Annotated in this window: 16 protein-coding genes; 13 read left to right on the forward strand and 3 right to left on the reverse strand. The window is 63.1% G+C overall.

Annotated elements, in window-relative coordinates; genetic code table 11:
* The first annotated feature begins 27 nt into the window (after positions 1 to 27).
* The 11 genes from VR863_RS00635 to ftsH all read left to right on the forward strand — a co-directional run bounded on the left by VR863_RS00635 (position 28) and on the right by ftsH (position 12767).
* Positions 28 to 663 carry an isochorismatase family protein gene (locus VR863_RS00635; protein WP_324826508.1) on the forward strand — a complete coding sequence of 212 codons (636 nt, stop codon included), beginning with the start codon at positions 28 to 30 and terminating at the stop codon, positions 661 to 663.
* A gap of 20 nt (positions 664 to 683) precedes the next feature.
* Positions 684 to 2294 carry a phytoene desaturase family protein gene (locus VR863_RS00640; protein ID WP_324826509.1) on the forward strand — a complete coding sequence of 537 codons (1611 nt, stop codon included), beginning with the start codon at positions 684 to 686 and terminating at the stop codon, positions 2292 to 2294.
* 54 nt (positions 2295 to 2348) lie between these two features.
* A complete protein-coding gene (locus tag VR863_RS00645; protein WP_324826510.1) occupies positions 2349 to 3218 on the forward strand; it encodes an HpcH/HpaI aldolase/citrate lyase family protein in 870 nt (289 codons plus the stop codon).
* A gap of 82 nt (positions 3219 to 3300) precedes the next feature.
* The gene (locus tag VR863_RS00650) at positions 3301 to 4389 is read left to right on the forward strand and encodes a CaiB/BaiF CoA transferase family protein (protein ID WP_324826511.1); all 1089 of its coding nucleotides are present in this window, start codon (positions 3301 to 3303) and stop codon (positions 4387 to 4389) included.
* Between the two features lie 28 nt (positions 4390 to 4417).
* On the forward strand, positions 4418 to 5839 hold the full coding sequence (locus VR863_RS00655; protein WP_324826512.1) for an aldehyde dehydrogenase family protein: 1422 nt from the start codon (positions 4418 to 4420) through the stop codon (positions 5837 to 5839).
* Positions 5839 to 6291, forward strand: a complete 453-nt coding sequence (locus VR863_RS00660; protein WP_324826513.1) for a MaoC family dehydratase — start codon at positions 5839 to 5841, stop codon at positions 6289 to 6291. The genes VR863_RS00655 and VR863_RS00660 overlap by 1 nt, the downstream gene beginning before the upstream one ends.
* 60 nt (positions 6292 to 6351) lie before the next feature.
* The gene (locus VR863_RS00665; protein ID WP_324826514.1) at positions 6352 to 6966 is read left to right on the forward strand and encodes an exopolysaccharide biosynthesis protein; all 615 of its coding nucleotides are present in this window, start codon (positions 6352 to 6354) and stop codon (positions 6964 to 6966) included.
* A 57-nt stretch (positions 6967 to 7023) separates the two neighbouring features.
* On the forward strand, positions 7024 to 8967 hold the full coding sequence (locus VR863_RS00670) for a DUF3604 domain-containing protein (protein ID WP_324826516.1): 1944 nt from the start codon (positions 7024 to 7026) through the stop codon (positions 8965 to 8967).
* On the forward strand, positions 8964 to 9749 hold the full coding sequence (locus tag VR863_RS00675; RefSeq protein WP_324826517.1) for a peptidylprolyl isomerase: 786 nt from the start codon (positions 8964 to 8966) through the stop codon (positions 9747 to 9749). The genes VR863_RS00670 and VR863_RS00675 overlap by 4 nt, the downstream gene beginning before the upstream one ends.
* A complete protein-coding gene (locus tag VR863_RS00680; protein ID WP_324826518.1) occupies positions 9746 to 10720 on the forward strand; it encodes a HupE/UreJ family protein in 975 nt (324 codons plus the stop codon). The genes VR863_RS00675 and VR863_RS00680 overlap by 4 nt, the downstream gene beginning before the upstream one ends.
* A gap of 82 nt (positions 10721 to 10802) precedes the next feature.
* On the forward strand, positions 10803 to 12767 hold the full coding sequence (gene ftsH / locus VR863_RS00685) for an ATP-dependent zinc metalloprotease FtsH (protein WP_324826519.1): 1965 nt from the start codon (positions 10803 to 10805) through the stop codon (positions 12765 to 12767).
* A 60-nt stretch (positions 12768 to 12827) separates the two neighbouring features.
* Here ftsH and VR863_RS00690 read toward each other — a convergent pair whose 3' ends face one another.
* Entirely contained in the window at positions 12828 to 13916 is a 1089-nt protein-coding gene (locus VR863_RS00690) for a DUF3667 domain-containing protein (RefSeq protein ID WP_324826520.1), read from the reverse strand.
* Between the two features lie 107 nt (positions 13917 to 14023).
* Complete coding sequence (gene rpoZ / locus VR863_RS00695; RefSeq protein ID WP_324826521.1) at positions 14024 to 14368, reverse strand: DNA-directed RNA polymerase subunit omega; 345 nt, start codon at positions 14366 to 14368, stop codon at positions 14024 to 14026.
* A 109-nt stretch (positions 14369 to 14477) separates the two neighbouring features.
* Here rpoZ and VR863_RS00700 point away from each other — a divergent pair, with 109 nt between their 5' ends.
* Positions 14478 to 15665, forward strand: coding sequence for a phospholipase D-like domain-containing protein (locus VR863_RS00700; protein ID WP_324826522.1), 1188 nt, complete (start codon positions 14478 to 14480; stop codon positions 15663 to 15665).
* A gap of 1 nt (position 15666) precedes the next feature.
* Here VR863_RS00700 and VR863_RS00705 read toward each other — a convergent pair whose 3' ends face one another.
* A complete protein-coding gene (locus VR863_RS00705) occupies positions 15667 to 17187 on the reverse strand; it encodes a replicative DNA helicase (RefSeq protein WP_324826523.1) in 1521 nt (506 codons plus the stop codon).
* A 138-nt stretch (positions 17188 to 17325) separates the two neighbouring features.
* Here VR863_RS00705 and VR863_RS00710 point away from each other — a divergent pair, with 138 nt between their 5' ends.
* Positions 17326 to 17829, forward strand: coding sequence for a UPF0262 family protein (locus VR863_RS00710; RefSeq protein ID WP_324826524.1), 504 nt, complete (start codon positions 17326 to 17328; stop codon positions 17827 to 17829).
* Positions 17830 to 17836 lie beyond the last annotated feature (7 nt).

Here is a 17836-nt window from a genome sequence, read left to right on the forward strand (position 1 = left end):
TTTCACGATCTAGGGGGTGGGAGCAGCATGGCTTCGGACGCCGCGGACAATTACGCAGGAGCGTATGACGGCAAGGCCGGCTTCGGGCGTAATCCAGCACTGGTGCTGGTCGATTTCGTGCAGGCTTATTTCGAGCCTGACTGCGAACTTTACGCCAACGTCGGGGATGTGTTGCAGAGTGCCCTTCGCGTTCGCGCCGCCGCGCACGCTGCGGGCGCGCCGGTTATCCTGACCAACGTCGTCTATCACCCCAAGGCGCTGGATGGCGGGCGGTTCTTCGAAAAAGCGAGCCCGCTGCACAATTTCCTGAGCGGCAATCCGATGGGCGGCTGGCCCGCCGGGCTGGTGCCGCGCGAGGACGAACTGGTCGTTTCCAAACAATATCCCAGCGCGTTCTTCGGCACATCGCTTTCGTCCACCCTGACCAGCCTGGGTGTCGATCAGGTCATCCTCACGGGTCTGACGACCAGCGGGTGTGTCAGGGCCAGCTGCGTGGACGCCATGTCGCACGGCTTCATCACCACCGTGGTCCGCGATGCGGTGGGCGATCGTCACCCGGGACCGCACGAAGCCAACCTGTTCGACATGAACGCCAAATACGCAGATGTCGTTTCCGAAACACAGATCATCGCATTCCTCGGCTCGTTGGCCGCAGACCGCTGAAGCGGTATCAGGGACATAATATGACGAAGCGCTATGATGCGGTGATAATCGGGGCAGGCCACAATGGGCTGGTGTGCGCGTTCTACCTTGCGAAGGCCGGGCTGAAGGTCCGCATCGTGGAGCGGCGCGATGTGGTGGGCGGCGCTGCAGTGACCGAGGAATTCCACCCCGGCTTCCGCAATTCGGTGGCGAGTTACACCGTCAGCCTGCTGCAACCCAGGGTCATCGCCGACATGGGCCTCGAAGACCACGGCTATCGTGTGATCGAGCGGCCAATTTCCAATTTCATGCCGCAGGAAGACGGCGGCTATCTCAAGCTGGGTGGCGGGCTGGAGCGCACCCAGGCGGAATTTCGCCGTTTCAGTGCCCACGATGCCGAGATACTTCCCGCCTATTACGACGCGCTCGAAGGTGTGGCGGGTGTGCTGCGGGATCTGGCCCTGAAAAGCCCGCCCAACGTTGGCGAAGGGTTGCGCACGCTTCTGGCAGGAGCGGCGCAGGGCTGGGGGCTGTCGCGCCTCGATCTTGAGACCAAGCGCAACGTGCTGGACCTGTTCACCAAGTCGGCGCGCAGCTTCCTCGACAGCTGGTTCGAAAGCGAAGCGGTCAAGGCGGCCTTCGGCTTCGATGCCGTTGTCGGTAATTACGCCAGCCCCGACACGCCAGGCAGCGCCTATGTGCTGCTGCACCATGTCTTCGGCGAAGTGAACGGCAACAAGGGTTCGTGGGGTCACGTGGTCGGCGGCATGGGTACGATCACGCGGATCATGGGCGAAGTCTGCCGGCAGAACGGCGTCGAAATCAGTCTGGAGAGTCCGGTCGACGAGGTTCTGGTGGATGGCGATGTCGCTGTGGGCGTACGGCTCGAAAGCGGCGAAGAGATCGCGGCAACGCGCGTCATCGCCAATGTCGGACCAAAGCTGCTCTATGGGAAAATGCTCGACCAGAGCCATCAGCCGGCGGATTTTCGCCGCCGGATGCGCGGCTTCAAGGCAGGCGGCGGGACGTTCCGCATGAATGTGGCGCTGAGCGAACTGCCGCGTTTTACCGCGCACCCCGAACCGGGCGAACATCATCGATCCGGCATCATCATCGCGCCGACGCTGGATTACATGGACCGGGCCTACATCGATGCAAAATTGCACGGCTGGTCGAAAGCGCCGATCGTGGAAATGCTGATCCCCAGCACCGTGGACGACAGTCTCGCCCCCGCAGGGCAGCACGTCGCCAGCCTGTTTTGCCAACAGTTCGCCCCCGAACTTGCCGACGGCAGGGACTGGGACGAAGAGGAGGGCAGGGCTGCCGATACGATCATCGACACGGTGGAGGCGCACGCGCCGGGTTTCCGCGCTTCGATACTTGGAACCCAGGTCCTCAGCCCGAAAGGCCTCTATCGCAAGTTTGGGCTTGTGGGCGGCGATATATTCCACGGGCACATGAGCCTCGACCAGCTTTGGTCGGCGCGGCCGGTGTTGGGGAACGGGGCCTACCGCGGGCCGGTAAAGGGGCTCTACATGTGCGGCGCCGGTACGCATCCGGGCGGCGGAGTGACCGGCGCGCCGGGCCATAATTGCGCCCGCGAAGTAATAGCCGATGGCGGCAAATGGGGGCGGTTTTCGGCCACGGCTTGAAAACCGGCGTCAAAAGGTGTGCGGACATGCGCACGGCAGGAAAGAGGCTTGGCAATGAAAATGCGGTCATGGCTGTTCGCCCCGGGCGACAGCGAAAAGAAGATGGGCAAGGCTGTCGATGGATCGGCAGATGTGGTGATCTTCGACCTCGAGGACGCCGTGGCGACCGCGAACAAGCCCGAAGCGCGGCGCATGATCCGCGCGTTCCTCGATGCGCATCCCGACAAGCGCGAGCGTATCTTCGTGCGCGTGAACCCGTTGGACGGGCCTTATACGCTGCACGATCTTGCTGCTGTCATGCCGGGGCGGCCGGGGGGCATCATGCTGCCCAAGGCTTACGGTCGGCAGGACGTGGAGGCGCTGGATAAATACCTTTCGGCGCTGGAAGCGGCGAACGGCATCGACATCGGTTCGACACCGGTCATCGTCTTGCTGACCGAAGTCGCCGAATGCATGTTCCACGCAGGCGATTTCAAAGGCGCGCCGCGACTGGTCGCGCTGACATGGGGTGCAGAAGACCTTGCCGATTCGATCGGCGCCGCCAGTAATCGCAACCCCGATGGCAGCTTCACCTTCACCTATGAACTGGCGCGCAGCCTGTGCCTGCTCGGCGCAGCGACGGCAGGTGTGCCAGCGATCGAGACGATCCAGGCGGATTTCCGCGACACTGAAGGACTGGGCACCCGCGCGCAAGCGGTGCGCCGGTCGGGCTTTCGCGGCATGCTGGCGATCCATCCGGCGCAAGTCGATGTCATCAACGACGCCTTCACGCCTGCCGAGGAAGAAATCGCCGAGGCGCGCGAAATCGTTGCGCTGTTCGATGCCAATCCGGATGCGGGCACGATCGGGTGGAAGGGCGGGATGCTGGATCGTCCGCATCTTTCGCGGGCGCGGCAACTGCTGGCACAGGTCGAAGGCGGCTAGCAAAGCCATTTGAATCGCGTTCTTAATTGCAACCCATCGCATGGCTTGGCATGCAGGGGCCAACGCAAGGGAGAGAACGCGCATGACCGACAACGCAAGCAACGGCCCACTTACCGGAATCAAGGTGGTGGAATTTCAGGGCATCGGGCCGGGGCCGCACGTGGCCATGCTGTTGGCAGACATGGGCGCCGAGATCGTGCGGATCGAACGGCAGGGGTATCAGCCGATGAACCCCGTTGTCGAACGTGCGCGGCACCGCGTTGCCGTTGACCTCAAGAGCGACGACGGGCGCCAGTTCTGTCTGGACGCCCTGGCCAATGCCGATGTCGTGATCGAAGGCTTCCGGCCCGGTGTGATGGAGCGGCTGGGGCTGGGGCCAGACGTGCTCCTCGCTGCGAACCCGCGCCTCGTCTATGGCCGGATGACCGGCTGGGGACAGGACGGCCCGCTGGCGCAGGCTGCCGGGCACGACCTCAACTATATCGCCATAACCGGCGCGCTCGACGCGATCGGAAAGAAGGGCGAACTGCCGATTCCGCCGCAGAACCTGGTCGGCGATTTCGGTGGGGGCTCGATGTATTGCGCGCTCGGCATCCTTGCCGCCCTGCTGGAACGCGAACGCAGCGGAAAGGGTCAGGTCGTCGATGCCGCCATCGTCGATGGCGTGACCAGCCTGATGAGCTTTTTCTCCGGTCAGCCGAAAAACGCCCTGCGCACCACCGAACGCGGCACTGGCCTGCTGGGCGGGGCGGCACATTTCTATCGCTGCTATGCCTGCAAGGATGGCAAGGAAATCAGCGTCGGCGCAATCGAACCGCAGTTCTACGCCGAACTTCTCCAGCGCGCCGATGCGCCCGATAGCCTGCGCGAAGGGCAGATGAACCCGGCCAACTGGGACAGCTATGCCGATGACATGGCGGCGTTGTTCGCCACGCGCACACAGGCCGAATGGTGCGAACTTCTCGAGGGTACGGACGCCTGCTTCGCCCCGGTCGTATCGCTCGACGGGGCCAAGGATCACCCGCATATGAAGGCCCGCAGCGCCTTCGTCGAACGCGATGGTCACTGGCACACGGCACCCGCACCGCGCTTCGACCGGACACCGTCGACAATCCGCGATGCGAGCGAGGACGGTGCCGAGATCGTTGAGCGTTGGGCAAAGGAAGGCTAGAGGCGCTTTCCATAAGGAGAGACGCCCCATGTACGAATACACCCAGTTTTATATCGACGGCCAGTGGGTCGACCCGGTCACCCCGAACACCGTGGCCGTCGAAAACCCCGCGACCGAAGAAACGATCGGCCATATTTCCATCGGCAGCGCAGCTGATGTCGACAAGGCGGTGATCGCCGCGCGGCGCGCGTTCGAGAGCTGGCAGTTTTCGAGCAAGGCCGAGCGGCTGGACCTGATGCGTTCGATCCTGGCCGAGATCGACAAGCGCAAGGAAGACCTCGCCCGCGCGGTAAGCGACGAAATGGGCGCGCCGATGAGCCTTGCCAGCGGGCCGCACACCGGCCTGCTTTCGGGGCATCTGGCAACCGCAATCGGAATCCTTGAGCGTTTCGAATTCGAAAAGCAGGACGGCCCCACGCTGCACCTTTACGAGCCCATCGGCGTGGTCGGGATGATCACTCCGTGGAACTGGCCGCTGAACCAGATCGCCTGCAAGGTCTTCCCCGCGCTTGCGACCGGCAACACGATGATCCTCAAGCCGTCCGAAATCGCCCCCTTCGATGCAGCGATCTTCACCGAGATCATGCACGCCGCGGGCGTTCCCGCAGGCGTCTACAACCTCATCAACGGGGACGGTCCGGGTGTCGGCACCGCGATTTCCGGTCATGAAGACATCGACATGGTGAGTTTCACCGGTTCGACCCGCGCAGGCATCGCGATTGCGGCCAACGCGGCGCCGACGGTCAAGCGCGTGGCGCAGGAATTGGGCGGAAAGAGCCCCAACATCATTCTGGATGACAGCGCGTTCACCCGTTCGGTCGCACGCGGCACCACCGGCATGATGGGTAATTCGGGCCAGACCTGCACGGCACCCAGCCGGATGCTGGTTCCCCATGCCCGCATGGAAGAAGCCAAGGCCGCCGCCAAGGAAGCCGCCGACAGCGTCATCCCCGGCGATCCCAAGGGCAACGCAACGATCGGTCCGGTCGTGTCCAAGGCCCAGTGGGACAAGATCCAGGGCCTGATCGAAACCGGCATCGAAGAAGGCGCTACGCTGGTTGCAGGCGGCCCGGGTAAGCCCGAAGGGCTGGATGTGGGCCATTACGTCAAGCCGACCGTCTTTGCCGATGTCACAAACGACATGACCATCGCGCGCGAGGAAATCTTCGGCCCCGTGCTCTGCATCCTTGGCTACGACGATTACGATGACGCCATCCGCATCGCCAACGATACCGAATACGGTCTCGCCAGTCATATCATGGGCGAGGACATCGAGACCGCCAAGAGCCTGGCAAAGCGCATCCGCGCGGGCCGCGTTGCGATCAACAACGGCTATGACATGAACGCTGCCTTCGGCGGCTACAAGAAGTCGGGCAATGGCCGCGAATGGGGCGAGTTCGGTTTCCACGAATTCCTCGAGGTCAAGGCGGTGATGGGATACGACGCCTGATGGCGGGTCGTCATTTCGACGAATGGCAGGTTGGCGACCGGATCACCCACGAGATCCGGCGCACCGTCACCGAGACGGACAACCTGCTGTTCACGACCATGACCCATAATCCGCAGCCGCTGCACCTCGATATCGAAGCCGCAAAGGCAAGCGAGTTCGGGCAGATACTGGTCAACGGCACCTTCACCTTCGCGCTGATGGTGGGGCTGAGCGTGGGGGACACCACGCTGGGTACGCTGGTGGCCAACCTTGGTTATGACAAGCTGGCGATGCCGAAGCCCGTCTTCATCGGTGACACACTCCATGCCACCAGCGAGGTTGTGGGCTTGCGCGAAAGCAAGTCCCGTCCCGATGCCGGGATCGTCACCTTCCAGCACGAAGCGATCAACCAGCGCGGCGAAGTTGTTTGCCGCTGCGAACGCACCGCCCTGCTTGGCAAAAAGGGCGATTGATGCTGCGCGGACCCTTTTCCTTGCCCTGAACGTTCAGGTGCCAGGGAAAGGGCCCGTGTCATGCAAAAGCAACCGGAAAGCGTCGGTGAAGTGCTGGGCGAGCTCGACGAGCTTGCAGCGGCCCGCGAGAACGTATGCATCGCGGATGTGCTGGACGATTTCGGCGGACGCAGTTTCGGCCCGTTCATCATGCTGCCCGCGCTCATGGAACTTTCCCCCATTGGCGGCATCCCCGGGGTGCCCACGTTCCTTGCCCTGATCGTGGCGCTGGTGGCGGCCCAGTTACTGGTTGGCAAGGAACACGTCTGGATGCCCGATTTCATCCAGCGCCGCGCAGTGACGGGCAAAAATCTGCACAAGGCGGTGACCAAGCTGCGCGGCGTGGGTGCCTTCATGGACCGGCACAGCGAAGGGCGCCTGGAAGCCCTGACGCAAGGGCCGGCCATCAAGATCGTGGCGATTGCCATCCTGATGCTGTGCTGCACTGTGCCCCCGCTGGAATTCCTTCCCTTTGCCAGCTCGATCCCGATGCTGGCGATTGCCATCCTCGGTCTTGCCCTGACGGTTCGTGACGGGGGTATGGTGCTGGCCTCGCTTATCTTTACCATCGCAGCGAGCGCGGCGGGCGGGTACATGCTTTTCAATTCGGACATGGCCAACGCGTTCACCGGTTGACGCGTGCAGCAAGCGGGCGCAGAATTCGGTTGCAAAGTGCAATCGGGGGAGGATGCGATGCGCAAGGGACTAGGCCTGCTGCTGGCCTGCGGAATGCTGTCGGCCTGCGACATGGGCATCGGCGGAACCGCGACGGCCGAACAGAGCGGCGACGGCACACAAACCATCGAACTCGCCGAATTTCCCGACCGCCCATATTGGGGCGACACCCATCTTCACACCGACGTTTCGATCGATGCCTTCGGATTTGGCGTCCGCCTTGGCCCTGAAGATGCGCTGAAGTTCGCGCGGGGCGAACAGGTCATCGCGACCACGGGGATGGAGGCCCAGCTCGATCGCCCTCTCGATTTCCTGGTCATCTCGGACCATTCGGACGCGATGGGGGCCACACGGCGCCTGTACGATGCACCGCGCATGCTGGTGCGCGATCCGACGCTGCGCCGATGGTACGACATGATGCACGAAAGCCCCCGGCAATCGCAGCGCGCGGTCGGCGAATTGATTACGGCAGCCGCGAACAACGAAATCCCCGAAGCGCTGCGTGATCCGGAACAACAGGCCAAGGCCAATCGTGAACTGTGGGACAACCATGTCGCCCTGCTCGACCGGTACAACCAGCCGGGCAAATTCACCGCATTGGCCGGCTTCGAATGGTCGCTGATGCCCGACGGCAACAATCTTCACCGTGTGGTGATGTTTAGGGACGGCAGCGCCAAGACCGGGCAGGTGCTGCCTTATCCCGGGCTGGAAAACGACGTCGAAGGCCTGTGGGATTACATGGACGCCTATGAGGAGAGCACCGGCGGAAACGTGTTGGCCATCCCCCACAATTCCAACCTGTCCAACGGCGCGATGTTCGAGATGACCGGTCCGGACGGCGGCCCGATGACGCAAGCCTACGCCAGCCGCCGTGCTGCGCGCGAGCCGGTGGTCGAAGCGACGCAGATCAAGGGGGACAGCGAAACCCACCCCTTCCTTTCGCCCAATGACGAATTTGCCGGTTTCGGGGTTCAGGGCTGGGATATCGGCAATTTGCCGCTGACCCATAAGAGCACGGATGCGATGCGCGCCGGTTCCTACGTTCGCTCTGCCCTGCTGCGCGGCCTGACGCTGGAAGCGCAGATGGGCGTGAACCCGTATGCCTTCGGGCTGGTCGGCTCGACTGATAGCCACACTGCGCTTGCCACTGGCGACGAAAACAATTTCTTCGGCAAGCACACCGGCAACGAACCGCGTGCAGGGCGGGCGATGGAACCGCAGAACCTTGGAACCAGGGTTGGCCGGTTCGGCTGGCACTATCTTGCCGGCGGATATGCCGCCGCCTGGGCGAGAGGCAACACGCGCGCCGAAATCTTCGATGCGTTCAACCGCCGCGAAGTCTATGCCACCACGGGTCCGCGCATGGTGCTGCGCCTGTTCGCCGGTTTCGATTTCACCGAAAATGACTGGGGCGGCGATTGGGTTCGTTCCGGATACAGCCGCGGTGTGCCGATGGGCGGCGATCTGGTGGACAGCGGCAAGGCGCCGGTGTTCCTGATCAGTGCGCTGAAGGATCCCGATGGGGCAAACCTCGATCGGGTGCAGGTGGTAAAGGGCTGGGTCGATGCCAAGGGTGTCGCCCAGGAACGGATTTATGATGTCGCCTGGTCCGACATGGACGGTACCCGCAAACGCGTGGGCGCAAAGGTCCCGCCGGTCGGCGACACCGTAAACCGCGCCGAGGCGACCTACGAAAACACCATCGGTGCTGCCCAATTGCGCGCGACATGGACCGATCCCGATTATCGGGCCGGACAGCGTGCGTTCTACTACGTCCGCGTGATCGAAATCCCGACCCCGCGCTGGGTACTGTTCGATGCCAAACGGTTCGGCCTCGACCTGCCGCAGGAGGTGATTGACGCCAGTGTCGCGCAGGAACGCGCCTACAGCTCGCCCGTGTGGCTGCGCCCTGCGGCGAGGAAACAGGTTGGCGATGCGCCGATGATCATGGAGGAAACGTGATCCGACGCTGGCTGCATGAGCCGCTCGTCCATTTCCTGATCGCCGGTGTGGCCATCTATGCCGCGCTGGGCTGGCTTGGCAATCCGGTGGATCCGGCCGACCGCACGATTGCGCTGACGAAGGAAGGTCAGGCCGGCATTGCCCTCGGCTTCGAACGGACGCTGGGCCGTGCGCCGACCGACGCCGAGATGGACGGGCTGGTTGACCGCTGGGTTCGCGAGGAAGTCCTGTACCGCGAAGCGCTGCGCCTCGGTCTGGATTCCGATGATCCGGTTGTGCGGCGCCGTCTGTCGACCAAAATGGAAGAACTGGCCACCGCCAGCGCCGAGACGGACGCCGTGTCCGATGCAACCTTGCAGGATTGGCTGGACGCGCACCGCGATCGCTTTGCCGACGGGGGAACGGCAAGCCTGAGCCAGCTGTGGTATGCAAGCGAAGCCGCCGCGCGCACCGCGCTGGCCAAGGGCAGTCCGCGCGGATTTCCGATAAGCCTCCCGCCGAGCGTATCGCAAATGCCGCTACGCGAAATACGCGAGATCTTCGGCCAGCAGTTCGCGGTCGAACTGGCGGGTCTTCAGCCGCAACCGCAATGGCAAGGCCCGATCCCGTCTGGCTTCGGCTGGCATCTCGTGCGGTTGACCGCGCGCACGCCCGGAAGCGTTCCCGCGCTGGAGAGCGTCCGCGCCGAGGTAGAGGCCGACTGGCGCAATGCAACCATCGCTGAACGGCGCGAGCAGGCTTATCAGGTGCTGCGCGATGCCTACACGGTCAAACGCGAATGATCGCCCGGCTGCTTGCCGTCTTGATGGCGCTTTGCCTGGCCGCCCCGGCTCTGGCGGACGAATTGCGGCCGACGTCGATCCAGTTCGTCCAGACAGATGCGCAGACATGGCAGATCGGTTGGAAACAGCCGCTGTCGGGCCCTGCCGACAACCGGCGTGCCATGCCGCAGCTACCGGATATCTGCCGCATCGAGGGGGAGCCCCGGCGCGAAATGGCGGCGTTGGCGATCATCGGCAGCGCAACGGTCAGGTGCAGCGGGGACGTTTCGGGCCAGTCTATCGCCTGGCCTGCGCTTGCCGGCCAGGCCGATGCCATCGTGCGCGTCGCGCCGCTTGGACGGCCCGTCCAGATCCACCGCCTTACCGCGGCGCAACCGCACGCGGCTATCACCGCTATCCCGTCGGCGGCACAGGTCTGGCGTAGCTATTTCGTCATTGGCGTCGACCACATCCTCGCCGGGTGGGATCACCTGCTGTTCGTTATCGCCTTGGTCCTGCTCGTGGCGCGGCCATGGCCGGTCGTGAAAGCGGCCACGGCCTTTACGGTGGCGCATTCGCTGACCCTTGCCGCGGTCACGCTGGGCTTTGCGGGATTGCCGCAGCGACCGGTGGAGGTGCTGATCGCACTCAGCATCGTCTTCCTCGCGGTGGAAATTGCCAAGGGAACGCGCGAAACGCTTGCCCGGCGTCTGCCGTGGCTGGTCGCTTTCATCTTCGGGCTGCTTCACGGGTTCGGCTTTGCCGGGGCGTTGCGCGAAATCGGGCTGCCGGAAGGCGAAGTTCCGGCCGCCCTCATCAGCTTCAACCTCGGCGTGGAAGCCGGGCAGTTGTTCGTGATCGCCATAGTCCTGGCGCTCCGCCGCGCACTTGTCCGGATTGCCCCGCACCGCGAAGCTGCGGCGCTCCGCGTGGCATCCTACGCCATCGGGACGGCGGGCGCCTACTGGCTGATCGAGCGGATCGCTGCCTGAAAGCGAAAATTCCGTACCCGCAGTCAACTTGCCATTCACTCGTGCGAACCTACATTACGCCTAACGAAAGGACTCCACGCGCATGAGCGAGCAGAACACGCCACCCGAGCCCGAGGGCAACGGCCCGAACCCCTGGGTGAAAAGCCTGATGATCTGGGGCGGCATTTTCCTTGCGCTCCTGATGGTTGTCTCCGTTTTCGGCGGCAGCAACCAGACGGCTGGCGCACAGATCCTCTATTCCGATTTCCGCAACAAGGTGGCCGAAGGCTCGGTCAAGTCGGTCGAAATTTCGGAAAAGAGCATCGCAGGCGAGATGAAGAACGGCGAGGTGTTCTCGACCGTGCCCGTGGCCAACGATGTTTCCCTGCCGCAATTGCTCGAAGAAAACGGTGTCCAGTATTCGGGTGTCGAAGCGGACGAAGGCAATGTCCTGCTCTATATCCTGATCCAGACCCTGCCGTTCCTGCTCATCCTTGGCGTGGCCTTTTTCGCGCTGCGCCAAGTGCAGAAGGGCGGCGGTGCAGGCGGGGCGATGGGTTTCGGAAAATCCAAGGCCAAACTGCTTACCGAACGTCAGGGCAAGGTCACTTTCGATGACGTTGCCGGGATCGACGAAGCGCGCGAGGAACTGGAGGAAATCGTCGAATTCCTGAAGGACCCGCAGCGGTTCTCCAAGCTGGGCGGCCAGATACCCAAGGGCGCGCTGCTGGTCGGCAGCCCCGGTACCGGCAAGACCTTGCTTGCCCGCGCAATCGCGGGCGAGGCAGGGGTCCCCTTCTTCACCATCTCGGGTTCGGACTTCGTGGAAATGTTCGTCGGCGTCGGCGCGAGCCGTGTGCGCGACATGTTCGAACAGGCCAAGAAAAACGCACCGTGCATCGTCTTCATCGACGAAATCGACGCAGTGGGCCGCCATCGCGGCCACGGCCTCGGCAATTCGAACGACGAGCGCGAGCAGACGCTGAACCAGCTGCTGGTCGAAATGGACGGCTTCGAAGCCAACGAAGGCATCATCATCATCGCGGCGACCAACCGCCCCGATGTGCTCGACCCTGCGCTGCTTCGCCCGGGCCGCTTCGACCGCCAGGTCGTGGTGCCCGTGCCTGACATCGACGGGCGCGAGAAGATCCTTGCCGTCCACATGAAGAAGCTGCCGCTGGCACCCGACGTGAACCCGCGCACCATTGCGCGCGGCACACCGGGCTTCTCGGGCGCGGACCTTGCGAACCTTTGCAACGAAGCCGCGCTGCTGGCTGCTCGGCGCAACAAGCGCCTGGTGGCGATGCAGGAATTCGAAGACGCCAAGGACAAGGTCATGATGGGCGCGGAACGCCGATCCATGGTCATGACCGAGGACGAGAAGAAGATGACCGCCTATCACGAAGCGGGCCACGCGCTGGTCAGCATCAACGAGCCGGCATCGGACCCCATCCACAAGGCCACGATCATCCCGCGCGGTCGGGCGCTGGGCATGGTCATGCGCCTGCCGGAACGCGACAATTATTCGTACCATCGTGACAAGATGCACGCCAACCTCGCGGTTGCGATGGGCGGACGCGTGGCGGAAGAAATCATCTTCGGTCACGACAAGGTGTCGAGCGGGGCATCGGGCGACATTCAGTATGCCACCGACCTCGCCCGCAACATGGTCACCAAGTGGGGCATGTCGGACAAGCTCGGCCCGCTTCAGTACGAAGCAAGCCAGGAAGGCTATCTCGGCATGGGCCAGACCGCGCGCACGATGGGCGGCGCGGAAACCAACAAGCTGATCGACGCGGAGATCAAGGGCCTTGTCGAAGGTGGGCTCAAGCGCGCGACCGACATCCTGACGGATCAGGAGGACAAGCTCCACCTGCTCGCCCAAGCCTTGCTGGAATACGAAACCCTGACCGGCGAAGAAATCGACCATCTCATGCGGGATGGCACGATCGATCGGCCCGATGTTCCCAAGGGGCCGGTCGCAATCAAGCCTCTGGCTGGCGCAGCCGTGCCCAAGGCGGGCAAGAAATTCGGCGGCGAAGGCGGGGCGGCACCTCAGGGCGCCTGACACCGCAAACGAGGCAGAAACAGAAAGGGCGTCCCTCGCGGGGCGCCCTTTTCGTATCGGTCAGACTGTGCCCAGCGCCAGCAGAAGCTGAAGGAACAGCAACAGGATGAGGATGATGAAGACCGACAGCACCAGCAGGCGCCATGTGGCCGAGAACCGTCCGAGACCGTAGGCGCCCCGCAACTGCTTGTAGAGATGGATCGGCGGCGCGAACACGATGGCCAGGCCCCACAGCCATTCGGGAGCACCGACTTTCACCAGGATCGATATCAGGACGAACAGCAACGACATGAACGCGATCGAATAGGTGACGAAGATCGCATGATCGTATGCGCGAAAGCGGCGCTTCCAGATAAACAGCAACCACATGAAGGGGACCGACAGCGGGATCAGCAGCCAGCTGAACTTGTAGCTGTTGGCCTGCAATTTATAGAGCATGAGGCCCGGATTTTCGCGCCACTTGCGGACGCCGTTATCGATAAAGGCAATGCCTGATCCGTTTTCGATCGCGGTGTCTACATCGCGCCCAAATGCGTAGGCTTCGGTCGTCTCGAGGGCGTTTTGCGTCGCCTCGAGATCGGCCACTTTCTTTTCGGCATCGGCACGGCCCGGATCGTCCGGCGCCATCGCATCGAGCCTGGATTTGGCGGCGGAAAGCTCTGCGCCCGCATCCACCTTTGCCTTGTCGAGCGTGTTCTTCACCTCGACCGGCGTATCGGCCTTGATATCGGTCGGCGCGCTGACACCAAGCGCCTGAAACACCGCGAACATCAGGAAGATCGAAAAGAGGAACAGCGCCATCGGGCTGACAAATCGCGCCCGCTCGCCTTCGATGTAACGCCGGGTCAGTTCGCCCGGCTTGAAGATCAGTTTGGGCAGCGTGCGCCAGGTCTTGCCATCGAGGTGAAGGGCGCCGTGCAGCAGATCGTGCACGAAGGCGCCCAGTGTGCGGTGAAGGTGTGCCATCTGCCCGCATTCGTGGCAGTGCGCGCCGACAAGGGCGGTCCCGCAATTAAGGCAGTTGTGTTCGGCGAAATGGCCCTTGTCGAGGGGTGTTTCACCGGGGGAGCGGGGCTTGCCGTTGCCGAAAGCGCGCGCGAACAGCCCGCCTTCCGCCGCGGTCCCGATCGCTTCGCCAAATTCGCTCATAAGCCCCTCCTGCTGGCGGCAAGATTATGCCGCGTGACAGGGCGCTGCAACGCAAAAGGCCGCCCGGTGGGCGGCCTTTTCAACGGTTTCACAAGGAAACGAGCGGCTTAGCCGTCGTAATCGCCACCGATCGACGTGGACCGGGTGGGTGCCGATGCGGTGATACGCAGCGCTTCGGCCGACTGGCTGAGCGAACCGACATCATCCATTTCATCGTCGTCGTCGGGCAGGATTTTCTGCAGATTGGTGACTGCCGCTTCGAGCAGTTCCTTGGGCTTGATCGTCTGTTCGGCGATCTCGCGCAGGGCGACGACGGGGTTCTTGTCACGATCGCGATCGACGGTCAGTTCGGCCCCACCGGAAATTTCCCGCGCACGCTGGGCAGCCAGCAATACGAGGTCGAAACGGTTGGGAATCTTGTCTACGCAATCTTCAACGGTAACGCGCGCCATTCGGGCACTCCGGTCATCTGGGTGATTCTGGAAAGGAGCCGCAGATAGGCGGGCATGGCGCCACAGTCAAGGATTTGCGCCGACGACGGGTGCCGCTAAGGTCGCCGTAATGGGTGATCTACAAGCCTGCCAGGAAAACGCCGTCTATTGCGATCCGCCGCCGTTCAGCGTCGAGGCGCAAGGCCAGTCCCTGACCTTCTACCCCGCAGGCGCGGATCGCCGTGCGGCCCTGATGGACATCGTGGCGTCCGCGAAGGAACGGCTTGATGTCTGCTTCTATATATTTGCCGAGGATGAAATCGGGGCCGAACTGCGCGATGCGATGGTCGCCGCGGCCCAGCGCGGCGTCGCGGTAACGCTGATCATCGACCGTTTCGGCGCTTCGGCTTCCGATGCGTTTCTCCAGCCGCTGGTCGATGCGGGGGGGCGGCATTTCTGTTTCAGCCCGCGGATCGGCCTGCGGTATCTGATCCGCAACCACCAGAAAATGGTGATCGCCGATGGCGCACGCGCCATGTTCGGCGGGTTCAACATCGAGAACGATTACTTCGCCCCGCCGGAAAACAACGGCTGGAACGATCTGGCCATCGCGCTGGAAGGCGATGCGGTCGACGGCCTTGTCGACTGGTTCGAAAAGCTGGCCGACTGGACCGATGACAAGGATGCGCATTTCCGGGCGATCCGCAACACCGTGGCGCAGTGGGAATGGAAGTCGGACGATGGCAAGGCGCGCTGGCTGGTTGGCGGCCCGACGCGCGGGCTGTCGAGCTGGGCCCGAAGCGTCACGCGCGACCTTCTGGAGTGCGAACGGCTGGATATTTTCATGGCCTATTTTTCGCCGCCCTACACGCTCCTCAGGCGCATCGCGCGTGTCGCCAGGAAGGGGCAGACGCGCCTGTTGATGGCCGCGAAGAGCGATAACGGCGCCACCTTGGGCGCCACCCGCTCGCTCTATTCCTACCTGCTGAAACGCGGTGCCCGCATCTGGGAATTCTCGCCCTGCAAATTGCACACAAAGCTGCTGGTGGTGGACGACACGGTCTATCTGGGCAGCGCCAATTTCGACATGCGCAGCCTGTATCTCAACCTCGAGATCATGCTGCGGATCGAAGATGCGGATCTTGCCGAAACGATGCGCGACTTCATCGGTCGCCACATCGCGGTATCGGAAGAAATCACGCCCGAACTCCACCGGTCGCGCAGGACGCTGTGGAACCGGTTTCGCTGGTGGATGGGGTGGGTGCTGGTGTCGGTGATCGACTACACGGTCACGCGCCGGCTCAACCTGGGTATCTGATCTACTCGTAATCCTCGTAGTGCCGCACGTCGGGGCTCGAGAATTTGGTGAACTCGCTGTGGAACAACAGCGGCACGTTGCCCGTCGAGCCATGGCGCTGCTTGGCCACGATCAGCGTGGCCTTGTTGACCAGCTCGAGATGCTTGGCCTCCCATTCGGCGTATTTCATCCGCACGTCTTCGCTGGAACTGCCGTCCGGCGTGTCGGGCTTGGAGGCGTTGTGGTAATATTCGGCGCGATAGATGAACCACACCATGTCGGCGTCCTGCTCGATCGAGCCGGACTCGCGCAGGTCGGACAATTGCGGGCGCTTGTCCTCGCGCTGTTCGACCGCTCGGCTCAGCTGCGAGAGAGCGATCACCGGGACGTGCAATTCCTTGGCCAGCGTTTTCAAACCGCGGCTGATTTCCGAAATTTCGTTCACGCGGTTGTCGCTTGCGCGGCCCGATCCCTGCAAGAGCTGCAGATAGTCGACAATCACCACGCCGATATCGTGACGCCGCTTGAGCCGGCGCGCACGGGTGCGAAGCGCGCCGATCGTCAACGCCGGCGTGTCGTCGATATACAGCGGCAGATCGTTGAGTTCCTGGCTGGCGAAGCTCAACCGCTGGAATTCGTCGCGGCTCAGCTTGCCCGAACGCAGCTTCTCGCTCGAAATTTCGGCCTGTTCGGCAAGGATACGCGTCGCCAGCTGGTCCGCGCTCATTTCCAGGCTGAAGAAGGCCACGCCCGCACCGGGCGAATTGGACGGTTCGATCCCGGCCTTGGCATCGTCCATCAACCGGCGGGCGGCGTTGAACGCGATATTCGTGGCGAGCGAGGTCTTGCCCATGGCCGGACGCCCGGCGAGGATCACGAGGTCGGAATTGTGGAGGCCCGACGTCTTGTCGTTGATCGTATCGAGGCCCGTGGTCTTGCCCGAGAAACGCCCGCCTGAATTCATCGCGGCCTGGACCACCTCGAGCGCGCCGAACGCCGCGGTGCGGAAGCTTTGGGCTTCGTTTCCGGTCGTGGCGCCTTCGGCAACGCGGTAGAGATCGGCTTCGGCCTGTTCGATCTTCTGCAGCGGCGCGACTTCTTCGGAAGTGTCGAGCGCGCCTTCGACAAGATTGCGGCCCACGGTCACCAGCTCGCGCAGCAGCGCAAGATCGTAAATCTGTTCGGCAAGCTGGCGCGGGTGCAGCAGACCTTGGCCATCAGCGGTCAGCTGCGCCAGATAGGTCGTGCCGCCGAGCTGCTTGAGCGCCTCGTCGCTTTCGAAATAGGGCTTCAGCGTGACCGGGGTGGCGACCGAATTGCGATCCAGAAGCTTGAGGATGCGTTCGTAGATACGCTGGTGAACGGGTTCGTGAAAATGCGCCGGGATCAGCGCGGTTTGCAGTTCCTCGATGACCTTGTTGTCGATCAGGACGGCGCCCAGGAACGCGGCCTCTGCTTCCAGGTTTGCCGGCAGGACCGTGCCCTGCACCTGCTTTGCCGGGGTCGAATCATCGGAACGGATCAAAAGGTCGCTGTCAGCCATCCGGGCCTGATGCCCGCCGGGATGGGGCGCTGACAAGCGATTTGGGCGGCAAATTTGTCGCGGCCGGTTGTGGATAGCGTGGACTACTTCGCAAACGCTTGCCCCGCGCGGGCAATCTCTGCGAAAGCGGGCCAGGCCATGACCGAATCTGCACTTCCTCCCGGCGAGCATCGCATCGCGCATATCGAGCTCGACGAAGAGACGATCATCTGGCGCAACGCGGATATCGAACAGGAACGCAAGATCGCGATCTATGATCTGATCGAGGAAAACAGCTTCAAACCGTTGCGCGCTGTGGAGCGCGGGGCGACCGGTCCGTACCGCCTGAAACTGGCGGTGCGCGACGGGCGGCTGCTGATGACCATTGCCGACGAAGCGGACCAGTTGCTGGAAGAACTGTTGCTGGGCCTGGCGCGTTTTCGCCGCCCGATCCGCGAATATTTCGCCATTTGCGACAGTTACTATCAGGCGATCCGCAAGGCGACGCCGGCCGAAATCGAAACCATCGATATGGCCCGGCGCGGGGTTCACAACGGCGCAGCGGAATTGTTGATGGAACGGCTCGAAGGCAAGGTCGAAACCGATTTCGCCACCGCGCGGCGCCTGTTTACGCTCATTTGCGTGCTGCACATCAAGGGCTGAGGAGGAC

It is taken from the genome of Qipengyuania zhejiangensis (assembly GCF_035607565.1).
Lineage (GTDB): Bacteria > Pseudomonadota > Alphaproteobacteria > Sphingomonadales > Sphingomonadaceae > Qipengyuania > Qipengyuania zhejiangensis.